This is a genomic window from Cyclobacterium sp. SOCE241 (assembly GCF_056867545.1).
This window is the reverse complement of the sequence record NZ_CP149779.1, coordinates 5,052,127-5,077,738: the sequence shown is the minus strand read 5'-3', so window position 1 is coordinate 5,077,738 and position 25,612 is coordinate 5,052,127. Positions and strand designations below refer to the sequence as shown.

The window sequence follows — 25,612 nt, the reverse complement described above, 5'->3', positions numbered from 1 at the left end:
AAATGACAACTTTAAAAAACAATAGGTTGGCTGGATATAGAATAGCGATTTTAATCTTCTCTGTCTTGGCATTACTTAACCTGGCCTGCGAAGCCCCTATGGAAAAGCGTGCGGTTCCGGCTGGCAGCATTGGCTGGGCGACTGAGAAAATGACAGAACTGATGGTTCACGACATCACCAATCCGCCTTTAGCTGCCAGATTTTATGCATATGCATGTCTTTCGGCTTATGAAACCATTGCCATATCCAATCAGGAATACCCCTCTTTTGCCGGCTTCTTAAACAAGTTCCCTTCTATTTCGAAACCCAACTTGGAAACTCCGTCTCCTGAAATAAGTGCTCTTTTCGCTTTGGTGCATACCGCTTCTTCCATGCAGCCTTCCGGTGCTGAATTAGAAAAATTCAAGTTAACCTTAGCCGATTCATGTAAATCTTGGGGGTATACTGCACAAGAAATCACGGATGCAAGCAGGTATGCAGAAGAGATAAGCGCACAGGTATTAAATTATGCCCAAAATGATCAATACAGAGAGATTAGTAATTACCCCATGTATCAACCCTCTGAAGGTTCCGGAAAATGGTACCCTACTCCACCCGGCTATTTTGCACCGGTAGAACCTTATTTTAATACTGTTAGGCCCTTTACCTTGAAAGCAGCCGACCAATTCAAACCCCTTCCTCCTGTGGCATATTCTACCGATCCGGAATCGGAATTTTATGCTTTAATGAATGAAGTTTACAGCCTTGAAATGAATAAAGAACAACGTGAAATTGCAGCATTTTGGGACTGTAATCCATTTGCCTTGGAAGAGACTGGCCATCTAATGGTAGGAATCAAGCAAATATCCCCTGGAGGCCACTGGATGGGAATCACTGCAATTGCTTGCGAGCAATCCAATTTGAGTTTTGAAGAAACGATTAAAATTAACTGCTTGGTAAGTATTGGGCTTATGGATGGATTTATAAGTTGCTGGGATGAAAAATACAGAAGTGACAGAATTCGACCTGAAACGGCCATACGGAAAATTATAGATCCCTCTTACCAGCCCTTATTACAAACACCACCTTTTCCGGAATATCTTAGCGGACACTCCACCATTTCTACCACTGCAGCTGTAATCCTCACCCACTTTTTGGAGAAGATTACCAATATACAGACACTGTAGAAGAACAATATGGCTTAGGAAGTAGGGAATTCACTTCTTTCATGCAGGCATCGGAAGAAGCAAGCATCTCAAGATTATATGGAGGCATTCATTACATGGATGCCATAACCAGAGGACAAGACCAAGGCGAAGAGGTAGGAAATTGGATACTTAAATCCTACCAAGACCACCTCAACAAAACCAAACTTCACTAATAACTACTATTAATCACCTTTTATCTTTTCAAATCATGTTATCAAAAAAATTAAAACTCCTTTTCAACCCCTATTTACTAGGCATAGGACTGCTTTTATCCCTAGGTTCTTGCGGTGAAAATAATCAGTACAAGCAACTTTTAGCCGACAACTATTACCTAATAGAAGCCAACGAGAGCCTCACGGAAACTCTTGTCCATGACATCTTTTCCCCTCCCGTGGCAAGTAGGATTTATGCCTATCCTTCCATTGCCTCCTATGAAATAGTTGCACTATCCGCTCCAGATAAATATGTCTCACTAATGGGGCAATTGAATAAGTCCAAACCACTATCGGTAGATCCATCAGCCTACCCAAAAGCAAATTACCAGTTGGCCAGCCTTGCTGCTTATTATAAAGTTGCGCTTCAATTGATTTTTACCGAGCAATTTCTAATTGAAAACCGGGATAATTTATTTGAAAAAATCCAAAGTGCGGGTATGCCGGATGAGGAATTTGAGGCGTCAATTGCCTTGGGAGATGCTGTAGCTGAGGAGATCCTAGCATACGCCTCAGAGGACAATTACCATCAGAGCAGGTCTTTTGGTAAATATACACCAACAGAAGATTTGGGTTCTTGGAAGCCTACCCCTCCCGCATACATTGAGGCAATTGAACCACATTGGAATAAAATACGACCTTTCTTCTTAGACTCTGCCAGTCAGTTTGCGCCGGAACCTCCTCCTGCATTTGACACTATTCCGGAAAGCACCTTTTATCAAGATGCCAAAGCAGTCATGGATGCCAGGATTAATATTGATGATGAACAAGAAGAAATTTTTTTCTGGGACTGTAATCCTTATAAAATGAATGTAAAAGGTCATGTCATGTATGCTGAAAAGAAAATCACCCCCGGAGGTCACTGGATGGGTATTGCAGGAATAGCAGCAAAAACCAAAAAACTTGATTGGAAAGCGACTTCAGAGACCATGGCCACTACCGCAATTTATCTTTTCGATGGATTCATTTCATGTTGGGATGAAAAATACCGAAGTGTATTGATTAGACCGGAAACCTATATCAATATATACATGGATAAAAACTGGCTGCCCTTGTTACAAACACCCCCATTCCCTGAATACACCAGTGGACACAGTGTAGTATCAACAGCTGCAGCGGAAGCTTTAACAAAGTTATTGGGTGAACCTTTCCACTTTGTTGATTCAACTGAAGTTAAATTTGGCTTAGGAGTAAGAGAATTTGACTCCTTCCGTATTGCATCCTCTGAGGCTGCCATTAGTCGCTTTTTTGGAGGTATCCATTACCTTCCGGCCATTGATAATGGCGTGGAGCAAGGAAAAGGAATTGCAAACCTTATCAATCAGAAAATAAAAACCAGGATAGAGTAATTCAAAAAAAGACAGAATGGTGATTTTCTACTGCCTAAAGAAACTGTAGCAGAAAATCACTGTTCTTTCCCCCTTAAAAAAGGCTACCATCATCAAGCCTCTCCTCTTAAAAATTGTAAAATCAAGCGATCAACGATTGCCGAAAGTTTTGAGAGAGAAAATTCATGCAAGGAATTTGAGATAAATCCGCAAATGTAGGCCACAACTTTTAACTAGATGAAGAATTTTTTGTCTCGAATATAATCCATCACATGAGGATGCAATAAGTACCTTACCGAACCTCCTTTATGAATCATTTTCCGGATAAAAGTCGCAGAGATATCAAGGAGTGGGGCATCTACAAATTGAATATTTTCGTGGGTCACCTTTTTATTTTTCCCGGGACGAGGATATACATAAAGCTTGTATTGTTTTAATAATTCTTCACTATTTTTCCATTTATGAAAATGGTTAAGATTGTCACTTCCTAGGATTAAGGAAAACTCATAGGAAGGATATTGGGCTGTAAGGTAAGTAAGGGTATCAATGGTGTAACTGGGTCTTGGCATATGAAACTCAACATCCTTTACTTTAAAACTAAAATGGTCTGCTGTGGCCAGTTCCACCATTTTGAGAGTCATCAAATTCATGTAATAAAGATTTACTTGACTTCATTGGGTTCTGTGGGGAAACGATAAACCAGACCTCATCCAACTCCGTTTGATCTTGCATGGTATCGGCAATAATTAAGTGCCCCACATGAATAGGGTTAAATGACCCAAAATAAAGCCCTACTTTCAAATCAATTATTTTTTAATAAAGTCTGCAACCAATTTCTCTGCTTCCTTGAAAGAACGATCTAAATCTTCGTTGACCAAAACCACGTCAAATTCTTTCTCAAAGCCCATTTCAAACTTAGCCTTGTAGATTCTTCTCGACAGGCTTTCTTCTGTCTCTGTACCTCTATCTCTTAGCCTTTGGGCCAAATCCTCCATTGAAGGTACTTTTACAAAAATGGAAAGGGCCTTGTCACCAAAATATTCTTTTAGGTTAATGCCTCCTTTTACATCTACGTCAAATATAACATGCCTTCCTTGATCCCAAATTCTTTTGATTTCTTCCTTAAGGGTACCATAAAAGTTGCCGGCATAAACTTCCTCCCATTCAATAAAAGCATCTTGATTTATTTTTTCCCGAAACTCCTCAGGAGTCAAAAAATAATAATCTTTTCCGTTTTCTTCTTCTCTACCCCTCTTGTCTCTGGTGCATGCAGAAATAGAAAAGCCTAATAAAGGCTCGTGTGCTAGTAGGTGTTTAACAATAGTGGTTTTACCAGATCCGGAAGGAGCTGAAAAAATAATTACTTTTCCTTGAGACATAATCCTTACTTTAAATCTTGGATTTTTTGCCTAATGGTGGCAGCTAATTCGGATGGCACCATGTGCTTGGTACATTTGTTTTGCAAGATCTCTTTGATTACTTTTTCCAAATGATAATGCTCAAAACAAGGCTGACACTTAGCAATTTTTTCATTTAAGATCTCCTTTGAATCAGCCGTGCCTTCTCCATCCAAAATGCTTTCCAAAAGTTCAAAGCATTTATTTTCATCACTACAGTTTTCCTTTCGTTTGTTGGATGTATTTTGATTCTTGTCCATTTTAAGTATTTTCGATGCTATTATTATTCTTCTTCAGTATCATACCCCATGTTTCCAGCATAGGAACGAAGTTTATCCTTTAAAAGGTTCCTTGCACGATGAAGTCTTGACCTGACAGTACCTATAGGGATATCCAAAATCTTTGCCATTTCCTCATAAGTAAAACCTTCTAAGTCACAAAGAATAATCACGGTCCTGAAGTCCACAGCAAGGCTATTCAATGCATTTGAAATCTCATCACCCAACATATCTTTGACCGCATCTACTCTCAAATCTGAGGTCATACTATAATCAACATTTTCAGAGTTATAATAAGTTTCAACCTCTTGATAATCTACCTTGGCGGGTTGTTTGCTTTTCTTTCGGTATTCATTGATAAAACTGTTTTTTAATATCCTGAATAACCAAGCTTTGGCATTGGTTCCTTTCTCAAATGAATTAATAAATCTGTAGGCCTTGAGATAAGTATCCTGCACCAAGTCTTTGGCATCATCCTCATCGAAAGTCAACCTGTACGCAAAATTGTACATTGAATCTATATGAGGCATAAATTCATGATCAAAAATGTTATTTTTATCTTTATCTGAATATTTTTTTCTTTGAGCTTCGGACATAGACCATAAAATTACTAATTGGGTTTATTTATAACTAATTTTCCTCAAGAAAGTCACTATTATTTCATTATTTTGACCCCGGATGATTTCTTATTAAACCTCGCAGAAAGTAATATGCTCTTATTTCGGCTGTTTTCCAAACTACCACTGAAAGTCTTGTTTATTTTTTCGGACCTCTTTTATCTCCTCGCCTATTATGTCATTGGGTATAGAAAAAATAGTCTTGAGTAATATCAAACATGCCTTTCCTGAAAAAAGTGATGCTGAAGTTAAAGGCATAGCCAAGGATTTTTATAGAAACTTTACTGACTCAATGGCAGAAACAATCAAACTGCTGACTATGAGCAAAAAAGAACTACAACGGAGATTTGTTACCAAAAATTCAAACTTGGTCAACGACGCAGTTGACAATGGGGAAATCGTAATTGGGATGTGTGGTCATTTTTTTAATTGGGAGGGGCATCTGGTAACTGTTTCGTCAAAGGTTGGAGACAAGTGCGAAACAGTATATACCAAATTAAGTGCTCCATTTTTTGAAAAGCTGATGAAATCCATTCGCTGTCGTTACGGTGCTATTCTTACGGAAAGAAAATCCTTTCAACGCACCTTTTTAAGAAACCGCAATAATCCCAGACTAATTGTTTTGGCAGCCGATCAACGCCCCAACTTGTCTGACATCAGGTATTGGACTCCATTTATGAATAGGGAAACTGCTTTTTTTGAAGGAGGTGAAAAGCTTGCAAAAAATTCAACACCAGAGTTATTTATGCACATACCACAAAGCCTAAGAGAGGGCATTATGTTTTTGAATACCAAGTATTAAGTGCACCGCCCTACCAAAACCATGAACCTCATTCCATTACTGATCAATTTATCAAACTACTGGAAAATAACATAAGAGTCGAACCATCTCTTTATTTATGGTCTCACAATAGGTGGAAACAAAAAAACCATAATTTAATCATAGCTAGTCCCAAACCTTTGAAACCGATCTTTAACCTTAAATAAAAGGCTTAAAAAAAGATAATAGGGCTATTTAAATCCCCTTTACAATTTTTAAAATCACCGACAATTAAATTGTATCCGGGAATAAGCAAAAAGAATTGATAACTTTGAACCGGCTACAATCACTTAGCTGACAAAAGTAAATTGAATAGTATATGGAATATTTAGCCACCCTTAATCCTCCTCAACTTGAAGCTGTTAAAAAAACAGAGGGTCCGGTAATGATTATTGCAGGGGCAGGTTCAGGAAAAACCAGAGTGCTTACTTATAGGATTGCCCATTTAATTCACGAAAAAAGGTAGATGCTTTTCAAATCCTTTCACTAACCTTTACCAATAAGGCCGCTAGTGAAATGAAGCAGCGCATAGAAAAACTAATTGGTTTAGAAGCAAGGAATACTTGGATGGGTACTTTTCACTCTGTTTTTGCTAAAATCCTGCGAGTAGAGGCACAGAAATTAGGTTACCCAAGCAATTTCACGATCTATGACAGTGATGATAGCAAATCGCTTATCAGGTCCATCGTAAAAGAGATGAAATTGGATGATAAAGTTTATAAGGCCAATACAGTACTTTCTAGAATTTCCGGAGCTAAAAACAGGCTGATCGGCTGGCAAGCTTACCTTAATGATCCCTATATTACTGCAGATGATGAGGCTGCCATGAAGCCTAAGATGGGAGAAATCTATAAAGCCTATCAAAGCAGACTATTTAGGTCTTCTGCCATGGATTTTGATGACTTGCTTTTCAATACCAATATTCTGTTTCGGGACCATCCCGATGTGCTTAACAAGTACCAGCAAAGGTTTAGATATGTGATGGTGGATGAGTTTCAAGACACCAATCTTTCCCAATACCTGATTACTAAAAAGCTTGCAGCTGTTCACCAAAATATATGTGTAGTGGGGGATGACGCGCAAAGTATTTATGCTTTTAGGGGTGCAGATATCCAAAACATTCTGAATTTTGAAAAAGATTATCCTGATCTATTGGTTGTTAAGCTGGAACAAAACTACAGATCTACCAAGAATATTGTAGAAACCGCCAATTCTATCATCGCCAAAAACAAATCACAGCTCAAAAAAATGTATGGACTCAAAATGATTCCGGAGATTTAATTGAATTGATGAAAGCCTCATCAGACAATGAAGAAGGCAGAATGGTAGCAGCGACTATATTTGAAGAGAAAAACAACAAGCAGCTAAGCAATAGTGATTTCGCCATTTTGTACCGGACAAACTCTCAGTCCAGATCAATGGAGGAGGCCTTAAGGAAATCAGGAATCGCTTACCGGATTATCGGAGGCCTCTCGTTTTATCAAAGAAAAGAAATCAAAGACCTGATGGGGTACTTTAGGTTTGTAGTTAATCATGAAGATGAGGAAGCTTTCAAAAGAATTATAAATTACCCAAAGAGAGGAATAGGAAATACCAGTGTGGAAAAACTCATGGTAGGAGCCTATGAGCATGATATTTCATTGTGGAAAGTGCTCAACAATAGCCAGAGTTTTATATCCGGAAGAGGGGCAAATGCAGTAACGGATTTTTGCACCATGATCAATAGCTTCAAGATGGAGGTGGAAAGAAAAGACGCTTTTGAAGCAGCCACCTTTATCGCCAAACAATCCGGACTATTAAGGGATCTGTATGAAGACAAAACTATTGAAGGACTCAATCGGTATGAAAACGTTCAGGAATTGCTCAACGCCATCAAAGAGTATGTGGACAACCCGGAAAATGAAGACAAATCCTTGGGTGCTTTTCTTCAGGAAATCGCCTTGCTGACCGATGAAGACCAAAACAAAAACAACCAGGATACCGTTACTATGATGACCATTCACTCCTCCAAGGGGCTTGAATTTAAGTATGTGTTTGTGGTAGGAATGGAAGAAGATCTTTTCCCTTCTCAGATGATGATGCAAAGCAGAGAAGATCTGGAAGAGGAAAGGCGATTGTTTTATGTGGCAACAACCAGGGCCATGGAGAAATTGTACTTTAGCTATGCCCTGACAAGGTACCGTTACGGAAGGTTGCTAAATTGTGAGCCCAGTAGGTTTCTAGAAGAAATTGACCCGACTTTTATAAAAGTCAATAAAAAATTAAGCAGTAAGCTCTCCAGTAGTTTTAGGGAAAGCGAAGGAAAACAAGGCTTTGTAGGGCTTAAGAAAAAACCGGCAATTAGAAATACTACTACAAAATTACATGACCCGGGGCCAAACTTTAAACCTTCCAACACCAATAATTTGAAAGAAGGGATGAAGGTGGAACATCCCAAGTTTGGTTTTGGTAAAGTTCATGGAATTGAGACGGAAGGCACCAATAGAAAAGCACATATTCATTTCGACCATTTTGGAGATAAAACATTATTACTTAGCTTTGCAAAGCTTCGCATAGTAGAATAACAAAAGATCATAGATACCGGAAGCACCTGAAACTTAACTAATGCGTATTTTTTTAGTATATTGAAAAAGTTCAGGAAACTTAAAAGCAGGTGTCATGGTAAATAGTGAAAAGCCTAAAAACAAAGTTATTTTGAAAGAATACGGAAAAAACATCCAAAAATTAGTGGATTATGTAAAAACTGTTCCAGATCAAGAAAAGCGAACAGAATATGCATATGCCTTGGTGGAGTTGATGAAGCAACTCAATCCATTATTAAAAACCGAAAGTGATCAAAAGCTTTGGGACGACATGTACATAATGTCTGATTTCTCACTCGAGGTGGATTCACCTTTTCCAATGCCGGAAAAGGAACTACTGGGTAAAAAACCGCTACCGATCGGTTATCCAGAAGGGGAAGTTCGATACAAGCATTATGGAAGAAACATTGAAAAGTTAATCGCCAAAGCTATAGAAATAGAAGACGATAAGGAGCAAGAAACAGCTTTGATTTATATCGGACAATTGATGCGAAGCTTTCACTCTACTTGGAACCGTGAAAACTTTGATGATGCCATCATTATTGATGACATTAAATCCCTCTCCAAAGGAAAACTTCACATTGACCTAGAAAAAGTCAAAGAAAACGGACTTTTTGAAACCAGTATGAGAAGGGATTTCAAAAGCAATGTCCCAAGTAATTCCGGCAATAATTCAAACGGTGGAAGAAGAAATTACTCAGGTGGCAAAAGAAGAAATAACGGTTCTAATAGCAAAAAAAGAAGGAATTAATGGCATCATTTCGGGTAAATGGAGGGACGAAACTTAAAGGTGAAATCACTCCCCAAGGCGCTAAAAATGAAGCCTTGCAAATCCTCTGTGCCGTATTACTTACATCTGAGGAAGTTATCATCAACAAGATCCCTAACATCAGGGATGTTAATAAACTAATAGAGCTCCTCTCAGACATGGGAGTGGTCGTGAAAAAACAAGGACCGGAAAGCTATTCCTTTACAGCCAAAAACATCAAGCTTGACTACCTGGAAACAGAAGCCTACCTTGAAAAAGCCTCAAGCCTTAGGGGGTCCGTCATGCTTCTTGGTCCTTTGCTTTCCAGATTTGGTGGCGGTAAAATTTCCAAACCGGGGAGAGACAAAATTGGCAGAAGACGAATGGACACCCATTTTACTGGTTTCCAAAAACTAGGGGCAAAATTCCATTATGATGCCAAAAAAGAACTGTATAAAATCGATGGCAGCCAATTGAAAGGCACCTATATGCTACTTGATGAGGCTTCTGTAACCGGAACTGCCAATATTATCATGGCAGCAACCCTGGCTGAAGGAAAAACCACCATATACAATGCAGCGTGTGAACCGTATATTCAGCAGCTATGCCAAATGATAAACAGCATGGGCGGGAAAATAACAGGAGTGGGCTCAAATCTTTTAGAAATTACAGGGGTAAAAAGCCTTAAAGGTACGGAACACACCCTATTGCCTGATATGATTGAGATCGGATCTTTTATAGGTTTGGCAGCCATGACCCAATCGGAGATTACAATCAAAGATGCCAAAGTAGACAAACTAGGAATCATACCCGACACCTTTAGAAGATTAGGCATAAAGCTAGAAATCAAAGGAGATGATATTTACATACCTGCAAGAAAGCATTATGAAATCGAAACCTTTATTGACGGATCTATTTTAACCGTTTCGGATGCCATATGGCCGGGATTTACCCCGGATTTACTGAGTATTGTCTTGGTTGTGGCCACACAAGCGAAAGGAACGGTACTGGTCCATCAGAAAATGTTTGAAAGCAGGTTGTTTTTTGTAGACAAGTTGATAGATATGGGGGCTCAAATCATCCTTTGTGATCCTCATAGAGCTACGGTCATCGGTTTGGATCGAAAGTACCCGCTTAAGGGTATCAGAATGACTTCTCCTGATATTCGCGCAGGGGTTTCTCTCTTAATAGCAGCCCTCTCTGCTGAGGGCGTATCCATTATTGACAATGTCGAACAAATAGACAGAGGCTATCAGTACATTGACCAACGCCTCAATGCATTGGGAGCAGATATTGTAAGGTTTAACTAAATTACTTTTGGCTCATTAATTTGGTGATCCTTTGGTAATAGAAAACTATTATTACTAGTAAAGCCTATATCAAATTCAAGCATTTGAATTTGATATAGGCTTTACTTTTTATAGAAATCATTTCAATTTTCTATACCAACCTTCCATACATTAAATATTAAAGCAGTAGCGTATATCATTACACGATCACAACTTACTCCTTTACTCCGATTTCATCTAAGAGTGCTTCATACCATTTATCTCCGTACTTCCTGACAAGAGCCCCTTTCAAAAATCGATACAAAGGAACCCCTAGGGAACTACCCAAAGAACAAGCAGGGTCACATATTTCCCAGCGGTCGTAATTCAGTGCCTCATATTCATCATATTTGGTAATCCTAATTGGGTACAAATGACAGCTAATAGGTTTTTTAAAAGTAGTTTCACCTTGGTTATAAGCCTCTTCAATACCACATTTTAAGATCCCTTTCTCATCTGTAATGGCAAATGCACAGGCTCCATTTTCTCCAATTGTTGTGGTGCCTTTTTCATTTTCCTGATCAATCACCCAAGTTCCCTTTTCAGCAATGGCGTTTCTCCCCTCATCTGTAAGAAAAGGAGCAATTGAAGGGTAATCTTTTTCAAGGATTTTAATTTCATCATCTTGCAAAGGGGCACCTGCATCTCCCTCAACACAGCATGCTCCTTTACATTTTTCAAGGTCACAAACAAAAAATTGTTCTTTTATATCATCGCTGATAACCGCATTCTCAACTAATATCATATGCTCCTAATTTTTTACAAAGGTATTGTTTTCCTAAATAGGTTAAAAATAAATATTGACCAATGCTTTTAACATGAAATAGGCAATAAACCTTCTAACCCTTGATAAAATCACTTCAAAACCAGTCACTTAGTTTCTTTTTCCAATTTCATTCATAGTAAGGCTATGCTAAAATTTTCAAACTACCCGATATTCTTGCGATTTTACCCCTCCCTAAGAAAGCTTAGGACAAGCATATCAAAACCTCTTGCTTAACCCGGTTTAAGAAGCTTAAACCTTTTATTGGGTATTTATTAGTCAGGTACACTGACCCAATAAAAACCAGATCAAAATAAAAATCAAGATGGTACTAAAACAGCCTCCGCCTAATTTATAAGCACCATATCCGGCAATTAATCCTTTAAATAAATTTCTCATAATACTCTTAGTCAGCTAAATGATTGTGTCTCTCTTAGAAAGATAAACAATAAATTTGAAGAGGGAAATAGAATACCTAGATATGATCCTTGTAAACAATCAATTAAAAACCAATAACATTGTGAATTATGGGTTTATTTGATTTATTTTTGTGGGGTGCAGGCTGGTTTGTCGCTGTTCTTGATGTTCGCATCAGGAAAAGAGGAAAGTCCGGGCAACATAGAGTACCATACTTCCTAACGGGAAGGTGTTTTGGTAGGAATACCAAAATAACAGACAGTGCCACAGAAAATAAACCGCCCCTGCAGGTCTAACCAAATGGGGTAAGGGTGAAAAGGTAGGGTAAGAGCCTACCGGGTACCGGGCGACCGGTATTGCAGGGTAAACCTTATGGGTTGAAAGACCAAATAGGCTCCGGTCATTGGGCTACTCGTCCAAATCTTTCAAGATAGCCGGAGTGGGTAGGTCGTTGGACCTTTTCTGTGAAGAAAAGGCTAGATAAATGGCAAACACTTTGTGAGAAGTTACAGAACCCGGCTTATAAGCCTGCACTTTTTATTTTACAAAAAAAACGGATAGCTTTAAACATGCCGAAAATCTTAATAATTGATGACGAAAAAGTCATCAGGTCTACACTTAAAGAAATTCTTGAGTACGAAAAGTATGAAATATTTGAAGCCGAGGATGGTGTAAAAGGTCTAGAAATGCTAAAAAACGAGGATTTTGACTTGGTCCTTTGCGACATCAAAATGCCCAAAATGGATGGTATGGAAGTTCTTTCCAAAGCAGCTGAGCTAAGCAAGCAACCTCAGTTTATCATGATATCTGCCCATGGCTCAATAGAAACTGCTGTAGAGGCTACTAAAAAAGGTGCCTTTGACTTCATTCCCAAACCTCCGGACTTAAACCGCCTTTTGCTTACAGTGAGGAATGCCTTGGACAAAAAAGAATTGGTGCAAGAAACTAAGGTGCTTAAGAAAAAGCTTTCCAAGAAGCTAGACATGGTGGGTGAATCCAAAGCGATTTCTATAGTAAAGGAAACCATAGAAAAGGTAGCTCCTACCGATGCCCGAGTTTTGATTACAGGCCCTAATGGGACGGGAAAAGAATTGGTTTCTCATTGGATCCACCAAAAAAGTAACCGAGAAAAAGCACCATTTATTGCCGTCAACTGTGCTGCAATTCCGGCAGAGTTAATTGAAAGTGAACTGTTTGGCCATGAAAAAGGAGCCTTTACTTCTGCAAACAAACAGAGGCAAGGCAAGTTCGAACAAGCCAATGGAGGGACACTTTTCTTGGATGAAATTGGCGACATGAGTCTTTCCGCTCAGGCAAAAGTGCTTAGGGCCTTACAGGAACACAAAATCACTCGAGTGGGCGGAGACAAAGACATTAAAGTAAATGTCAGGGTGTTGGCCGCCACCAATAAAAACCTAAAGAAAGAAATATCTGAAGGCAATTTCAGAGAGGATCTTTACCATAGGATTAGCGTCATACTTATCCAAGTTCCTCCATTAAAGGACAGAAGTGATGACATACCATTGCTAGTAGACAAATTCTTAGGCGATATTGCCGCTGAATATGGAACTACTAAAAAAGAAATAGATAAAGAAGCCATTCAAAAACTACAAGAATTTCCTTGGACAGGAAATATCCGAGAGCTTAGAAACGTAATCGAAAGATTGGTAATTCTCGGCGGCAAAAGTATCTCTGCAGATGACATTAAAAAGTATGCAGATTATTAAACAACCGCTTAATCCTTAACCATTTGCTTCTACACTCCCTGTCTTCGCATATGCAGGACAGGGTTTGCTTGAAGCACATGAAGACAATACCAAAATCGCACAAGCCACCAAAATCGTCAATAAAGTTTTCATAATTTTTTAAAAGATTTAAGTCAAATATGTACAAATACTAAATAAATACAAAATTAATTGATCATTAAATTACAGCCTCTGGTTTCACTGTTGTCCATTCTCCCTAAAACAGTGAAGCTACCATCCTTATTTTTTACCCCCAAATCTTCTGTTTCAATAAAGGAACAGGAGTGGAAATTGGCTAAATCTATAACATTTATGGCACCCGTAGTACCGGAGGTATAAACAAAAGGATCGTAAACATCCCTTATCAAAACCTTCATAAATGGGGAACACCAAAATTTACCTCCTCCAGGAGAATAGGCCTGAGACATAAGCTCAGTCATTCCATATTCGGAATGGATTTGATTTACATTAAAAGCACTTCGAAGAACCTTATGTACTTCTTCTCTAATCATTTCTTTTCTTCTACCTTTCATACCCCCAGTTTCCATAACGATCAAATCACCATAATCAACATGACCATTTATCTTTTCGGCCAAATCCAGTAGAGCAAAAGTCACACCAAGCAATAAGGTTTTTCTTCCATCCTTTTTTAGCGCTTTCATTTTACCCAACAAAGCCTCATGATCGTACAAATAAAAACCGGAATGTATGGATTGGCTTTTTTCAATAAAATGCGCGGCCATGTCTACCAAAGAACTGCCCTCTCTTTCCAAATAAGACGGGAGCAAGGCCAATACATGAAAATTTTCTAATGAACCATAGACTGATTCAAAATTATTGACGCAATGTTCCAAATAAAAATCCTTAGAATAAATGTAATGGCGGCTGTTTTCCTGCCCTGTTGTCCCACTGCTGGAATACCATCCGCTAAATAAAGCTTCAGGTCCTGAAATCACTTGTGTTGTCTTGAACATCCCGATGGGTAGAAAGGGAATAGCCTTGATCTCGGTGATGTCCCGGGGAATCCCCCTAACTTCCAGATATCTTTGGTAAATTTTATTGTGGGTCGATTGAAACAAAAATGAATCCATCGCCAGGGCATCAAAATCATCAATTTTCCCTGTTTTAATTTTTTCACTAAAACTTTTAAAAGAATTCATCGTTATTTTATGGTAAAACCCAAAATTTGATCATTTTTACATTCAAAGAGGCGGAAGTGTAAAATTACGGATTACCTATGAAGTTAAAAAATCACACCATCATTACCCTACTCCTACTTTCAGTTTGGGTTGGATGCATTTCCCCACCGGAAGATTTCCCTACGGTGCCACAAATTGATTTCAATAATCTGGAATTTGTCCAGACATCCGGATCTGATTCCTTAATTGTCACGCTAGATTTTCGCGATGCAGAAGGAGATTTGGGATTAAATGCCACCGACATTTTTCCTCCGTTTAATGAACTCACCTACATTACTGATGATGCCGGTCAATTCATTACCTACAGTGAACGTCCCGACGACGCCCCGGATTTCAACAACAGAGATTGGGTAATTTTTCCTCTAATCAATAATCAAGAAATAAAAGACACCTTATGGGTCTCTGAAAACGAGGACTATTATAATATTTTAGTAAAATTTTTTATAAAAAGAGGAGGTAATTATACCGAATTCAATTGGTCGGACCCCCCTTATTTTACCACTTTCAACGGGCGCTTTCCTCGCATGCTTGAAGAAGAGCAACAAAGAGCCATTGAAGGAGAAATCAGGTATTCCATGTTATCTTTAGGCTGGAATAGTGTTTTCAGAAATGACACTTTAAAATTGGAAATTAAAGTCAAAGACAGGGCATTGAATGAAAGTAATGTTGTCACTACCCCAGATTTTACATTATCTCAAATAGAGCGTTAACAACCATTCCCTTTACAACAATTACATGTAAAAGCTTTTATTTGATATAGAATTATTACTTTCAGTAATCAAGAGCAATTACCCTTATGAGATAAAGATAATTTCACCCTATATAAGATTATTTAATAGATCTCCGGAAATTTTTTAGGATCTGCTTCATTCATAACCGAATAAACCTTTTCCACAACATCATCAACACTTGGTTTAGAGAAATAGTCTCCATCGGATGAATAAGCCGGACGATGTTCTTTTGCGGAAAGGGTAATCGGTTGAGCATCCAGATAATAGTACGCATTCTGTTTTTCCAAAACCTGTTGCATCATATATGCTGAAGCTCCTCCTGGTACATCTTCATCTGCAAAAATAACCCGATTGGTTTTCTTAATCGAGTTTAAAATCACCTCATCCAAATCGAATGGAACCAAGGTCTGAACATCGATCACCTCCACATGTATTCCGATATTAAAAAGTTGTTTGGCTGCATCCATTACAATCCTACACATGGAACCATAGGTTACTACAGTAATATCCTTTCCTTCCTGTAAAACCTCAGCCTTACCTAAAGCCACTTTAAATGTCCCAATATTCGAAGGCATCTTTTCTTTTAGCCGGTATCCATTAAGAGATTCAATCACTATGGCAGGCTGATCTGCCTCCAACAAGGTGTTGTACATTCCGGCTGCTTGGGTCATATTTCTTGGGACGCACAACAATATACCTCTAAGGCTCCCTAAAATCATACTAATAGGAGACCCGGAATGCCATACCCCTTCCAGTCTATGTCCTCTGGTCCGAATAATTAGAGGGGCTTTTTGTCCACCTTTGGTTCTATAATGTAAACAAGCCAAATCATCGGATAAAGTCATCAATGCATAGATTAGATAATCTAAATATTGAACCTCCGTGATTGGCCTTAAGCCTCGCAGGGCAGCACCGATTCCCTGACCTATAATGGTCACTTCCCGAATACCCGTATCAGTTACTCGAAGGGGCCCATGTTTGGCTTGCAAACCAGCAAATGCTTGGTTCACATCTCCAATCTGTCCTACATCTTCCCCAATTACGAAAACCCTCGGATCCCTGCTTAGGATTGCATCAAAACATGCTTTTAAAACTTCACGACCATCCAAAAGCTCAGGTTTTTCGGGGTAGCTTACCTCCACAGGAGCAATAGCCTCTACTCTGAAAGCTGACTCGCTGTATTGGTGGCTTGAATACCTATCTTCATTTAACTCCTGCTGAGTCCTGTACCAACTCTGGAGCCTAAGCTTAACCTCCAAAGGTTCATTCCTAACCAATAAAAGGGCTTTTCTAACGGTACTAATAACATCCATTCTTACTGGATTTAAGGTCCGTTTAAGCTCCCCTGCCATTCTAATTAGCTCACTACTATTTTTTATTTTTTTCGCCAAATCATTTAGCAGGACAACCGCTTCCTCCAATTCGGTACGGATAGTGGCGGTAAAGGCCTTCCATGCCTTGTCTTTACTTTCTTTGACCAGCTTCTTGGCCTCACTATCTATTTGATCCAACTCTTCCTCAGAAGCAATCTTATTTTCTAATATATACTCCTTAAACTTAACGACACAATCATGTTCCGCTTCCCAAGCTAACCTTTCCTTGCTCTTGTACCGTTCATGTGATCCTGAAGTAGAGTGACCTTGGGGTTGGGTCATTCCTTGGACATGCACCAATACAGGAATATGCTTTTCTCTTGCCAGTTTATTAGCCCTTCCGTAGGCATTCACTAACCCTTTATAATCCCAGCCATTTACGACTAAAATCTCATAACCTTTTTCTTGATTATCTCTTTTAAATCCTTCTAAAACTGCTGAAATACTTGATTTCGTTATTTGCAAATCATTGGTTACAGAAATTCCGTATTCATCGTCCCATACAGAAATCACCATAGGTACCTGCAGTACTCCTCCTGCATTAAATGTTTCGAAAAACATTCCTTCAGCAGTAGATGCATTTCCTATCGTACCCCAAGCCACTTCATTCCCCTTATTCGAAAAAGTGGTCATGTCATGAAGGGCCGTATTTTCTCTATAAAGCTTAGATGCATAAGCAAGGCCCAATAATTTAGGCATTTGGGCTGCTGTAGGTGAAATATCGGCTGTGGAATTTTTCATCTTCATCAGATTCTTCCATGACCCATCTTCATTCAATGACCTGGTGGCAAAATGAGCATTCATCAAACGACCTCCACTTGCAGGCTCAGCATTGATGTCAGTGTGTGCGTATAACTGGGCAAAATATTCTTGAATACTCAACTCTTCCATGGCAAATAGCAAGGTTTGGTCTCTGTAATACCCTGACCTGAAATCTCCCATCCTAAAAAACTTAGCCATAGCTACTTGGGCCAACTCTTTCCCATCACCATAAACCCCAAACTTGGCTTTCCCCATAAACACCTCTTTTCTTACCGTCAATGAAGCATGCCTACTAATCATGACCATTCTATAGTCATTCAAGACACTTTGCACATCCAAAATAGATGCGTTTTCTTTTGTAAGAGTTGGTAGATATTCAGTGTTCATCAATTACGCCATTTTCTTCATATGAAAATCCAAGGATTTCAAAAATACACAATTTTTGGTGTTATCCCAATTTATAAGAGGAGCTAAAATGAATTAAAAACAATAATATTTTGAATAGTATTATAAATAACGGGTTAAAAAGAATATTATTTTGATTTAGTAATAAAAATACCTTCATTTAATAGCTCATCGACTAAATTTTAATTACACAATCCTCAATCAGAGGCAATAAAGCCATTTTCAATTATTAAAATAGGAAGAAAACATTATTTAATTTATTCCATCAATCATTTCCCTTCAAGGTAATCCATGATTATATTTGATTAATTCGTTCACTTTAAAGCTACTACTATGCGCATCGCTGTTCCTAAAGAAATAAAAAACAATGAAAACAGAGTGGCACTAACTCCTGCAGGTGCTCAAGAATTCACAAAAAATGGGCATCAAGTATTTATTCAGCAATCAGCAGGGCTTGGCAGCGGATTTCCTGATCTGGCCTACCAAAACGCCGGTGCAATCATTACCCCTACCATTGAAGAAACTTATAGCAAAGGGGAAATGATCATGAAAGTCAAAGAACCCATCGAACCGGAATATTCCCTTATCAAGGAAAATCAGTTGCTCTTTACGTATTTCCATTTTGCTTCAAATAAACCACTCACCGAAGCAATGATTAAAAGCAAAGCCATTTGCTTGGCTTATGAAACAGTAGAAAAGGATGACAAAACGCTTCCCTTACTCGTTCCAATGTCTGAGGTTGCAGGAAGGATGTCGGTCCAAAAAGGTGCCAATTATCTGGAAAAACCACTAGGGGGCAGAGGGATTTTGTTGGGAGGCGTCCCCGGAACTTTACCTGCCAAAGTATTGATATTGGGAGGAGGAATTGTGGGCACTCAAGCCGCTTGGATGGCATCCGGTCTTGGAGCTGATGTGATCATATTAGACGTCTCCTTCCTAGGATGCGACACCTGTCTACGGTCATGCCAAAAAATGTAAAAACAATGATGTCCAATGAATTTAACATTAGACATCTAATCAAAAATGCTGACTTAATTATTGGTGCAGTATTGATACCAGGGGCTAAAGCACCACATTTAATCACTAGAGACATGCTCAAGGAAATGCTTCCGGGAACCGTTCTTGTTGACGTGGCTGTTGACCAAGGCGGTTGTATTGAAACTTGCAAACCCACCACCCATGAAGACCCTACTTATACAATTGATGGAGTATTGCATTACTGTGTAGCCAATATGCCAGGAGCCGTCCCCTACACCTCCACCTTGGCACTCACCAATGCCACCTTACCCTATGCCATGGAATTGGCACAGAAAGGTTGGCAAGAAGCCTGCGACAAATATCCTGAACTCCATCACGGCTTCAATATTATAAAAGGTGATATCGTCTATCAAGCTGTAGCAGATACTTTTCACCTTCCTTACGTTCCGGTGAGTTACTACCTGAATCACCATTAACAATGGCAGGAACAAAAGCTTTAGGAAAAACATGACTTTAATCAGTATTTCTACTTTTTGTCATCATGTAATCTTGACTGAAGTATGAGGAATTTTGCACCACAAATCAACTTACTGTGGCAATGACGAATCCCTCCCTTATACAAAAATACAATGTACCTGCTCCCAGATACACTTCTTATCCAACCGTTCCTCATTGGGAAAATGATGTTCACGCATCAAATTGGGCAAAATTATTTATTGATGCTTATAAAAGCTTCGGGCCCGACGAAGGCATAAGTTTATATATCCATCTTCCTTACTGTGAAAGCCTATGCACTTATTGTGGTTGCAATAAAAGAATTACAAAAAACCACAATGTAGAACTCCCTTATATTACCGCAATAATGAAAGAATGGGACATGTATGTTGACCTACTAGATGAAAAACCAAAACTGGCAGGAATTCATTTAGGTGGTGGTACTCCTACCTTCTTTTCTCCTTCTTCTCTTTGGGTTCTAATCAATCATATCATCCAAAATTCAACACTGATGAGTGAATATGAATTCAGCTTTGAAGGGCATCCTAACAATACCAGCAAAGACCATTTAGTGACTTTAGCAGGATTTGGTTTCAACAGGGTAAGCTATGGGATACAAGACTTTGACAGTAAAGTACAAATGGCCATCCACAGGTATCAACCCTATGAAAAGGTAAAACAAGTAACCGAAGAAAGCAGGAAATCCGGTTACAATTCCATAAATTTTGACCTTATTTATGGCCTCCCTTACCAGACATTAGAAACCTTAGAAGACACCTTCGAAAAAACGAAAGCACTTATGCCGGAGCGAATAGCTTTTTACAGCTATGCCCACTTACCTGCTGCCTTTCCTGCCCAAAAATCCTTTGAAAAGCACCTTCCGAAAGAAGAAAAAAAGAGCGCTATATGAGCAAGGGAAAATTTGGCTCAATGATATGGGCTATGAAGAAATTGGTATGGATCATTTTGCATTAAAAGGAGATCCGCTTCTTCAAGCCAAATCAAACCGAACTTTGCACAGAAATTTCATGGGCTACACCACGTCTCCATCCAAAATACTCTTGGGATTAGGCAGTAGCGCTATTAGCGACGTCCACTATGCCTATGGGCAAAATGAAAAAAATATAGAGGCTTACACCAAAAAATATGGGAAAATGAATTCCCCATCATAAAAGGACACATTCAAAAAGAAAGCGATTTGGATGCTAAAACTTTTATTATGAATTTGATTTGCAACCATACTGCACCTTGGAAGCTAGGTAGCAAAATCCCTGACAATTTATTACCCTTTCTAAATGAAGGTTTAATTTCTTTTGCCAATGGAAACATTAGCATCACCGAAGAAGGAAAACCATTCGTGAGGAACATCTGCATGGCATTGGATCCTTACAGTCATAAAGCAGAAAAATCGAGCCCTGTTTTCAGTAAAGCCATTTGATTGTTTATCTTCGTGTCAAACATTCAATCAATGAAGATAAGCGCTATTTGCACCGATATTGACGGCACACTTTTAGATAAGAACCGACAACTTTCAGAGAGAACCTTAAGGGCTTTCGCAGGATTACCTGCAGATTTCCCCGTTATATTGGCATCCTCGAGAATGGCCGGTGCAATGACACATTTGCTGGACGAGTTTGAAAGAGCCGACAACCCTTTGATTTGCTATAATGGGGGTTATGTCATTCGCTCCCCACATAATGGGGCCGAAATGGTTGATTCTACTTATATCAACCCGGAAATATGTCGCAAGATCATGCAAGTTGCCAAACAAACACAGGCTCACATCAGCCTGTATGCCGAAGATAATTGGTATGCTCCCTCCATGGATAAATGGACTGAAAAGGAAGAGATGGTGACCAAAGTTAAAGCAACTTTAGGTAACCAACATGGAATAATTGAAAATTGGGAAAGAGGCAAAATGGGTGCTCATAAGGTCATGTGCATGGGACATGCAGCTGAAATTCAATGGTTATACGATCAATTGTTCAATAGCCATGGTTCCTCATTACATCTTTACCGTTCTAAAGATACTTATATTGAAATCGCACCGAAGGCTATCTCCAAGGCCTCAGGTCTGCGACGGATTTTGGCTGATTACAATATTCCAATGGAGGAGGTTTTGGCCTTCGGGGATAATTACAATGACATCCCTCTTTTGGATGAAGTAGGCTATGGGGTGGCTGTTGCCAATGCGCGTGAAGAAGTAAAAGCTGTAGCAAAAGAAGTCACAAGCTCAAATATTGAAGATGGTGTAGCCAAAATCATTGAAAAACTTCTACTTTAGAGCAATAAATCCTCTTCATCTGTGGAGTTAATTGCTCGGGAGAGAAAAGAATGAAAAGGCTCCATCTTTTCATAGGCTTCTATTGCTATTGCCACAAAAGCACCTGATCGTATATCGGTATCTGCAATAGGCTGAGAAAGCACAAAACTCTTGTGTCTTAAATATTCAATATATGGGTGGTCTTTTTCAAATCCTTTGGGAGAGGTCTTAAGCTTTTCCCCCTGCATTTCGCCAAAAGTATCTTTTATTTCTCCTGCTAATAGGATTTGCGCTAATTCTTGGCCTGAATAGTCTATTTCCTGCCTGATTTTCTTTAAAATGGGAGCCGGTGGCATCCATACTCCTCCTCCTACTATAGAAGCTCCGGGTTGTATGTGAAGATAATATCCGGGACCCTCTGCTTTTTTACCTCCGATTGAAAAATAAGCAGCCATATTGGTTTTATAGGGTGCTTTATTGGCGCTAAAACGAATATCTCTATTCTGTCTAAACATACAATCTTTCGGCCGCAATTCTGCAAAGCGGGGCTCAACTTTGCTTAAAGCAGCCAAAATTTCAGCAACCAGTTCAAGAAAAGAAGCCCTCTCATGTACATACCATGTTCGGTTTTCGTCCATCCACTCTTTGCTATTATTGGCAGACAACTCAGTAAGAAAAGTCAGAAGATCTTTATTTGACATGATATTTAAGAGTAAATTGACAAATGATTTCCTATGGGTAAATTGCTTATACTTTTATCAAATTCAAAAATCAATAGACAATAATTTTCAAAAATAAAGCAACAAAGAGCTCGGCTCATTAATACATACCACTTTCATCCCTACAAGTAAGATGTAACTTTTGTTTTTGGTTTACATAAGAATAATTAGCTAATTTTAAAATGGCCTATATACCTAGTAATATTGCCTAAAGTTCGGTTCAAGTTGGTCTGGATTTATTATCACCCGCACACTTCAATCATTGATTTATGAAAATTCGCATTCACAACAACACCATCCGTCTCCGACTCTCGATGTCTGAAGTTGAGCAGTTGTCTGAGAAAAATGAAATCAAAGAGGAATTGAAATTTCCTAGCCCTTATCCTTCATTCATCTATAATTTAAAAGCCTCCGCAAAAGAAAAATTCCTAAGCATAACTTTTGAGCAGGGAGAAATCAGCATAAGCCTTCCATTATCGGAGGTTAAAGACTGGGCAAATACAGAACAAATTGGTATAGCCAAAACTCAATCACTAGAGGATGGCATTAACCTTCAGTTGTTGGTCGAAAAAGATTTTCAATGTCTACACAAAAGACCTGGGGAAAACGAAACAGACAATTTCCCTAATCCTCAAGCATAAGGCTTATTCTTTTGAAAAAGTAAATACCACTTTTATCTGGTCACTTAAAGTTTGTTCGTCTGGCTGAATGGTTGGTGCTGTCCTTTGGTTGTCAGCACTTACCATCATGGCTTCATTTCTATAAACTTTAGGCTGATATATATTCCCTCCAGAACCGTAGATTACTTCTTGAACAGTTATTGCTCCTAAATCAAGTGTATTGGCTATGGTCATGGCTTTACTTTTAGCATCCAATAAGGCCATTTGCAACAACTCATCTTGGTATTCTTTCCTTTTGCTATCTGAAAGCTGAAAACTCAATTGGAAGCCCATATCTATATTGGCATGCAAAGCTTCCATGATTTTGACCAAGTCTTCTTCTGTATTTTTTACCAATATTTTTAAATTTTGACTGGCCACATATCCACTGTCCTTAGAAGTCCCTTTTGTATAGACCCTGTTAACATGGATATAATAATTATCTGCTTTTAGCTCGTAATTTTCCACACCGCTTTTCTTAAGTGCCTTGGTCACTTCAGCAGCTTTTGATTCAGCCCTTCAGTAGCCTCCGCCGTTTTCAAAGCCTTCTCTTTTAATGATACATTGATCAAAGCTTCATCAGGCAATATTTTAAGCTCACTGTTACCCTCTACGCTAATTTTCGTGGTTTCCTGTGCATAAGAAAACATTTGAAAGCCTATCATTAAGCACACTATCGCCAATATATTTTTCATAATTTTAGCTACTCTTGATAATAATTTAAACCTCTAACTTTTCACATCCCTACACAAAACACAGGCCAAAAATTCAAAAGACAGCTTCAGACCTTTCGACAACATACAGGAGTTACTGAAAATTAAAAATGTAAGGGATTTTATAATAAAATGATTAGTCCCATAAGCTACAAAATTTAATATAGCTTCAAAAATAGGCCAATCTTCAAAACCCACTTATTAAAATCAACCCCTAAGCTTATCCAATAAGTGATTTAATTGTTCTACCTCACCCTCATCGAGATGAATCGTATCCATATTAAATTGCTTTACTTCTTTGTCAAGTAGCGCTAAAAGATCCAACCCCTTTTCAGTAATCACTACATCCACTTGCCTCCGGTCTTTGGGACATTCGGTACGCTTCACCATTTCTTTCTGCTTGAGCTTTTCCACCAGTCTTGAGGCATTACTCATTTTATTGAGCATTCTCTCTTGAATCGATGAAACAGTGATTGGTTTGGGAGACCTCCCTCTCAAAATTCTAAGGACATTGTACTGTTCTGCAGAGATATCATGAGGCTTAAAAATCCTACTTTGACGGCTCACCAAATAGCTTTGTGTGAACAATAAATTCACTACTGCTTTGGTATATCCGTCTTTAAATAGACTTTGTTTTATTTCCTCTTCAATTTTCATTTGCTTTACTTGTATCTAATGTAGAGACACAGAATTTAATCAAAAGGTTCCTTTTCCGTCTTCCCTGACTTAAATCACTCCATATTAAGTCCTTAAAATATCCATTGTCTTTGCTTTCAAAATATTCAAACTGTTTACATAACCTAAGAACACCGTGAGGGCTGTTATCAATCCAAACACCAAAACCAAGGGTTGCCACGCCAAGCTAAAAGCAATTTCAAAGACAAAATAACTTAACAAAAATGAAGCGAGGATAGACAAAATCAAACCGCCACCTGCAGCCAAACTTCCTAGAAAAAGATACTCAAGGATATTAATTTTTATCAATACTTTTCTTTCAGCACCAATGGTTCTTAACAAAATATTTTCCCTTACCCGCTGGAATTTACTGATGAGCAAGGAACTAATCAGCACTAAAATACCAGTTATAATACTAAAGAAAGCCATGAACTGAATAACAAACCCAATCTTCCCCAATAAGTCCTCCAAGGTTTCCACAATCATACTTAAATTCACAACCGATACATTGGGAAACTGTCTCACTATGGTGTTTTGGATGGCGGCGGAAGCTTTATCGTCTTTTGTTTTTGTGATCAGCACGTGAAATTTCGGAGCATTGTCTAACACTTTATCAGGAAAAACAACCAGGAAATTTGTGGAAACTCTTCTAAAGTTAACTTTTCGTATACTTCCAACATAAGTAGTCAGAGGTCTACCTTGTACATTAAAGACTATCTCATCCCCTATCTTCATGTGATTACGTTCTGCATAACCTTCTTCCATGGATACAAAGATGCTATCTGAGTTAGTTGTATAAGGGATAAGTTCCCCTCCACCAGCTCTTCAGTATTTATAAGACTATCTCTATAAGTAACTCTAAACTCCCGATTGTAAAAAGATCTTGACCTTCTATCTTCATCCTTAAGTGCTTCATTTTCTCTTTTGGTGAGCCCATTGACCTCAGATACGCCCATAGTGATGATGGGAACATGTTGCAAGATAGGTAAACCTTCGGCATCCAATACGGCTTTCATACTGTCTACTTGGTTGGTTTGAATATCAAAGAACAACATATTGGGCTGGTCCTCTTTGTCTGCAAACCTTACCTCATCCAACAGTTGATCTTGGATAAAAAACAAGGTCCCAATCATGGCCGTACCTAATCCAATGGTAGCCAAAAGGGAAACTGTTTGGTTGTTGGGTCGGTATAAATTTGACAGGGCCTGCCTCACGGGA

Annotated in this window: 24 protein-coding genes, 1 other RNA gene and 4 pseudogenes; 16 read left to right on the top strand and 13 right to left on the bottom strand. The window is 38.7% G+C overall.

Features of this window, described 5'->3' with window-relative positions; all coding sequences use genetic code 11:
• Positions 1–2: 2 nt before the first annotated feature.
• The 3 genes from WG932_RS25780 to WG932_RS25770 are packed head-to-tail and all read left to right on the top strand — an operon-like array spanning position 3 to position 2,748.
• Positions 3–1,166, top strand: coding sequence for a vanadium-dependent haloperoxidase (locus tag WG932_RS25780; protein WP_483085876.1), 1,164 nt, complete (start codon positions 3–5; stop codon positions 1,164–1,166).
• Between the two features lie 41 nt (positions 1,167–1,207).
• Entirely contained in the window at positions 1,208–1,360 is a 153-nt protein-coding gene (locus WG932_RS25775) for a hypothetical protein (RefSeq protein WP_483085875.1), read from the top strand.
• Between the two features lie 35 nt (positions 1,361–1,395).
• Entirely contained in the window at positions 1,396–2,748 is a 1,353-nt protein-coding gene (locus tag WG932_RS25770; protein WP_483085874.1) for a vanadium-dependent haloperoxidase, read from the top strand.
• 212 nt (positions 2,749–2,960) lie between these two features.
• On the opposite strand, the pseudogene nadD reads toward WG932_RS25770, so the two are convergent.
• From nadD to WG932_RS25750, 4 genes and pseudogenes are all read right to left on the bottom strand, one after another.
• Positions 2,961–3,528 (bottom strand): annotated as a pseudogene (gene nadD, locus WG932_RS25765) (nicotinate (nicotinamide) nucleotide adenylyltransferase).
• Between the two features lie 5 nt (positions 3,529–3,533).
• On the bottom strand, positions 3,534–4,106 hold the full coding sequence (gene gmk, locus WG932_RS25760; protein WP_014020597.1) for a guanylate kinase: 573 nt from the start codon (positions 4,104–4,106) through the stop codon (positions 3,534–3,536).
• Between the two features lie 5 nt (positions 4,107–4,111).
• Positions 4,112–4,384, bottom strand: a complete 273-nt coding sequence (locus WG932_RS25755; RefSeq protein WP_014020596.1) for an anti-sigma factor — start codon at positions 4,382–4,384, stop codon at positions 4,112–4,114.
• Positions 4,385–4,407: 23 nt separating this feature from the next.
• The gene (locus WG932_RS25750) at positions 4,408–4,998 is read right to left on the bottom strand and encodes a sigma-70 family RNA polymerase sigma factor (protein WP_014020595.1); all 591 of its coding nucleotides are present in this window, start codon (positions 4,996–4,998) and stop codon (positions 4,408–4,410) included.
• 196 nt (positions 4,999–5,194) lie between these two features.
• On the opposite strand from WG932_RS25750, the pseudogene WG932_RS25745 reads away from it, so the two are divergent.
• The 4 genes and pseudogenes from WG932_RS25745 (at position 5,195) to murA (ending at position 10,479) form a co-directional block, all read left to right on the top strand.
• Positions 5,195–6,006: pseudogene (locus WG932_RS25745) on the top strand (lysophospholipid acyltransferase family protein).
• A 152-nt stretch (positions 6,007–6,158) separates the two neighbouring features.
• Positions 6,159–8,403, top strand: a pseudogene (locus tag WG932_RS25740) (ATP-dependent helicase).
• A gap of 94 nt (positions 8,404–8,497) precedes the next feature.
• Positions 8,498–9,172 carry a DUF4290 domain-containing protein gene (locus WG932_RS25735; protein ID WP_014020592.1) on the top strand — a complete coding sequence of 225 codons (675 nt, stop codon included), beginning with the start codon at positions 8,498–8,500 and terminating at the stop codon, positions 9,170–9,172.
• Entirely contained in the window at positions 9,172–10,479 is a 1,308-nt protein-coding gene (gene murA / locus WG932_RS25730) for a UDP-N-acetylglucosamine 1-carboxyvinyltransferase (RefSeq protein WP_483085873.1), read from the top strand. The genes WG932_RS25735 and murA overlap by 1 nt, the downstream gene beginning before the upstream one ends.
• Before the next feature lie 193 nt (positions 10,480–10,672).
• Here murA and WG932_RS25725 read toward each other — a convergent pair whose 3' ends face one another.
• Entirely contained in the window at positions 10,673–11,242 is a 570-nt protein-coding gene (locus tag WG932_RS25725) for a DUF3109 family protein (RefSeq protein ID WP_483085872.1), read from the bottom strand.
• Positions 11,243–11,814: 572 nt separating this feature from the next.
• Here WG932_RS25725 and rnpB point away from each other — a divergent pair.
• Positions 11,815–12,216, top strand: an RNA gene (gene rnpB, locus WG932_RS25720) — RNase P RNA component class A.
• A gap of 30 nt (positions 12,217–12,246) precedes the next feature.
• On the top strand, positions 12,247–13,404 hold the full coding sequence (locus WG932_RS25715; protein ID WP_014020589.1) for a sigma-54-dependent transcriptional regulator: 1,158 nt from the start codon (positions 12,247–12,249) through the stop codon (positions 13,402–13,404).
• A gap of 185 nt (positions 13,405–13,589) precedes the next feature.
• Here the strand turns inward: WG932_RS25715 and WG932_RS25710 are convergent, their stop codons facing one another.
• Positions 13,590–14,582 carry a long-chain-fatty-acid--protein ligase gene (locus WG932_RS25710; RefSeq protein ID WP_483085871.1) on the bottom strand — a complete coding sequence of 331 codons (993 nt, stop codon included), beginning with the start codon at positions 14,580–14,582 and terminating at the stop codon, positions 13,590–13,592.
• A 77-nt stretch (positions 14,583–14,659) separates the two neighbouring features.
• On the opposite strand from WG932_RS25710, the gene WG932_RS25705 reads away from it, so the two are divergent.
• Positions 14,660–15,331, top strand: coding sequence for a hypothetical protein (locus WG932_RS25705; protein ID WP_014020586.1), 672 nt, complete (start codon positions 14,660–14,662; stop codon positions 15,329–15,331).
• 122 nt (positions 15,332–15,453) lie between these two features.
• Here WG932_RS25705 and WG932_RS25700 read toward each other — a convergent pair whose 3' ends face one another.
• Entirely contained in the window at positions 15,454–17,874 is a 2,421-nt protein-coding gene (locus tag WG932_RS25700; RefSeq protein WP_483085870.1) for an alpha-ketoacid dehydrogenase subunit alpha/beta, read from the bottom strand.
• A 351-nt stretch (positions 17,875–18,225) separates the two neighbouring features.
• Between WG932_RS25700 and ald the strand changes: the two are divergent.
• The 5 genes and pseudogenes from ald (at position 18,226) to WG932_RS25675 (ending at position 21,649) form a co-directional block, all read left to right on the top strand.
• Positions 18,226–19,346 (top strand): annotated as a pseudogene (ald, locus tag WG932_RS25695) (alanine dehydrogenase).
• A gap of 122 nt (positions 19,347–19,468) precedes the next feature.
• Entirely contained in the window at positions 19,469–20,275 is an 807-nt protein-coding gene (locus WG932_RS25690; protein ID WP_483085869.1) for a radical SAM protein, read from the top strand.
• Positions 20,232–20,537, top strand: coding sequence for a hypothetical protein (locus WG932_RS25685; RefSeq protein WP_483085868.1), 306 nt, complete (start codon positions 20,232–20,234; stop codon positions 20,535–20,537). Before WG932_RS25690 ends, WG932_RS25685 begins: the two co-directional genes overlap by 44 nt.
• Positions 20,538–20,563: 26 nt before the next feature.
• On the top strand, positions 20,564–20,803 hold the full coding sequence (locus tag WG932_RS25680; RefSeq protein WP_483085867.1) for a hypothetical protein: 240 nt from the start codon (positions 20,564–20,566) through the stop codon (positions 20,801–20,803).
• A gap of 30 nt (positions 20,804–20,833) precedes the next feature.
• Entirely contained in the window at positions 20,834–21,649 is an 816-nt protein-coding gene (locus WG932_RS25675; protein ID WP_483085866.1) for a Cof-type HAD-IIB family hydrolase, read from the top strand.
• On the opposite strand, the gene WG932_RS25670 is transcribed toward WG932_RS25675, so the two are convergent.
• The gene (locus WG932_RS25670; protein ID WP_483085865.1) at positions 21,646–22,329 is read right to left on the bottom strand and encodes a DUF2461 domain-containing protein; all 684 of its coding nucleotides are present in this window, start codon (positions 22,327–22,329) and stop codon (positions 21,646–21,648) included. The two genes, WG932_RS25675 and WG932_RS25670, sit on opposite strands and share 4 nt — an antisense overlap.
• Before the next feature lie 287 nt (positions 22,330–22,616).
• On the opposite strand from WG932_RS25670, the gene WG932_RS25665 reads away from it, so the two are divergent.
• Positions 22,617–22,988, top strand: coding sequence for a DUF7009 family protein (locus WG932_RS25665; protein ID WP_483085864.1), 372 nt, complete (start codon positions 22,617–22,619; stop codon positions 22,986–22,988).
• Between the two features lie 3 nt (positions 22,989–22,991).
• Here the strand turns inward: WG932_RS25665 and WG932_RS25660 are convergent, their stop codons facing one another.
• The 5 genes from WG932_RS25660 to WG932_RS25640 form a co-directional block, all read right to left on the bottom strand.
• The gene (locus WG932_RS25660; RefSeq protein WP_483085863.1) at positions 22,992–23,501 is read right to left on the bottom strand and encodes an SIMPL domain-containing protein; all 510 of its coding nucleotides are present in this window, start codon (positions 23,499–23,501) and stop codon (positions 22,992–22,994) included.
• The gene (locus WG932_RS25655) at positions 23,498–23,701 is read right to left on the bottom strand and encodes a hypothetical protein (RefSeq protein WP_483085862.1); all 204 of its coding nucleotides are present in this window, start codon (positions 23,699–23,701) and stop codon (positions 23,498–23,500) included. The genes WG932_RS25660 and WG932_RS25655 overlap by 4 nt, the downstream gene beginning before the upstream one ends.
• Positions 23,702–23,926: 225 nt before the next feature.
• Positions 23,927–24,376 carry a MarR family winged helix-turn-helix transcriptional regulator gene (locus WG932_RS25650; protein ID WP_014020578.1) on the bottom strand — a complete coding sequence of 150 codons (450 nt, stop codon included), beginning with the start codon at positions 24,374–24,376 and terminating at the stop codon, positions 23,927–23,929.
• An 84-nt stretch (positions 24,377–24,460) separates the two neighbouring features.
• Positions 24,461–25,129, bottom strand: a complete 669-nt coding sequence (locus WG932_RS25645; protein WP_483085861.1) for an ABC transporter permease — start codon at positions 25,127–25,129, stop codon at positions 24,461–24,463.
• Complete coding sequence (locus WG932_RS25640) at positions 25,126–25,608, bottom strand: hypothetical protein (protein ID WP_483085860.1); 483 nt, start codon at positions 25,606–25,608, stop codon at positions 25,126–25,128. Before WG932_RS25640 ends, WG932_RS25645 begins: the two co-directional genes overlap by 4 nt.
• Positions 25,609–25,612 lie beyond the last annotated feature (4 nt).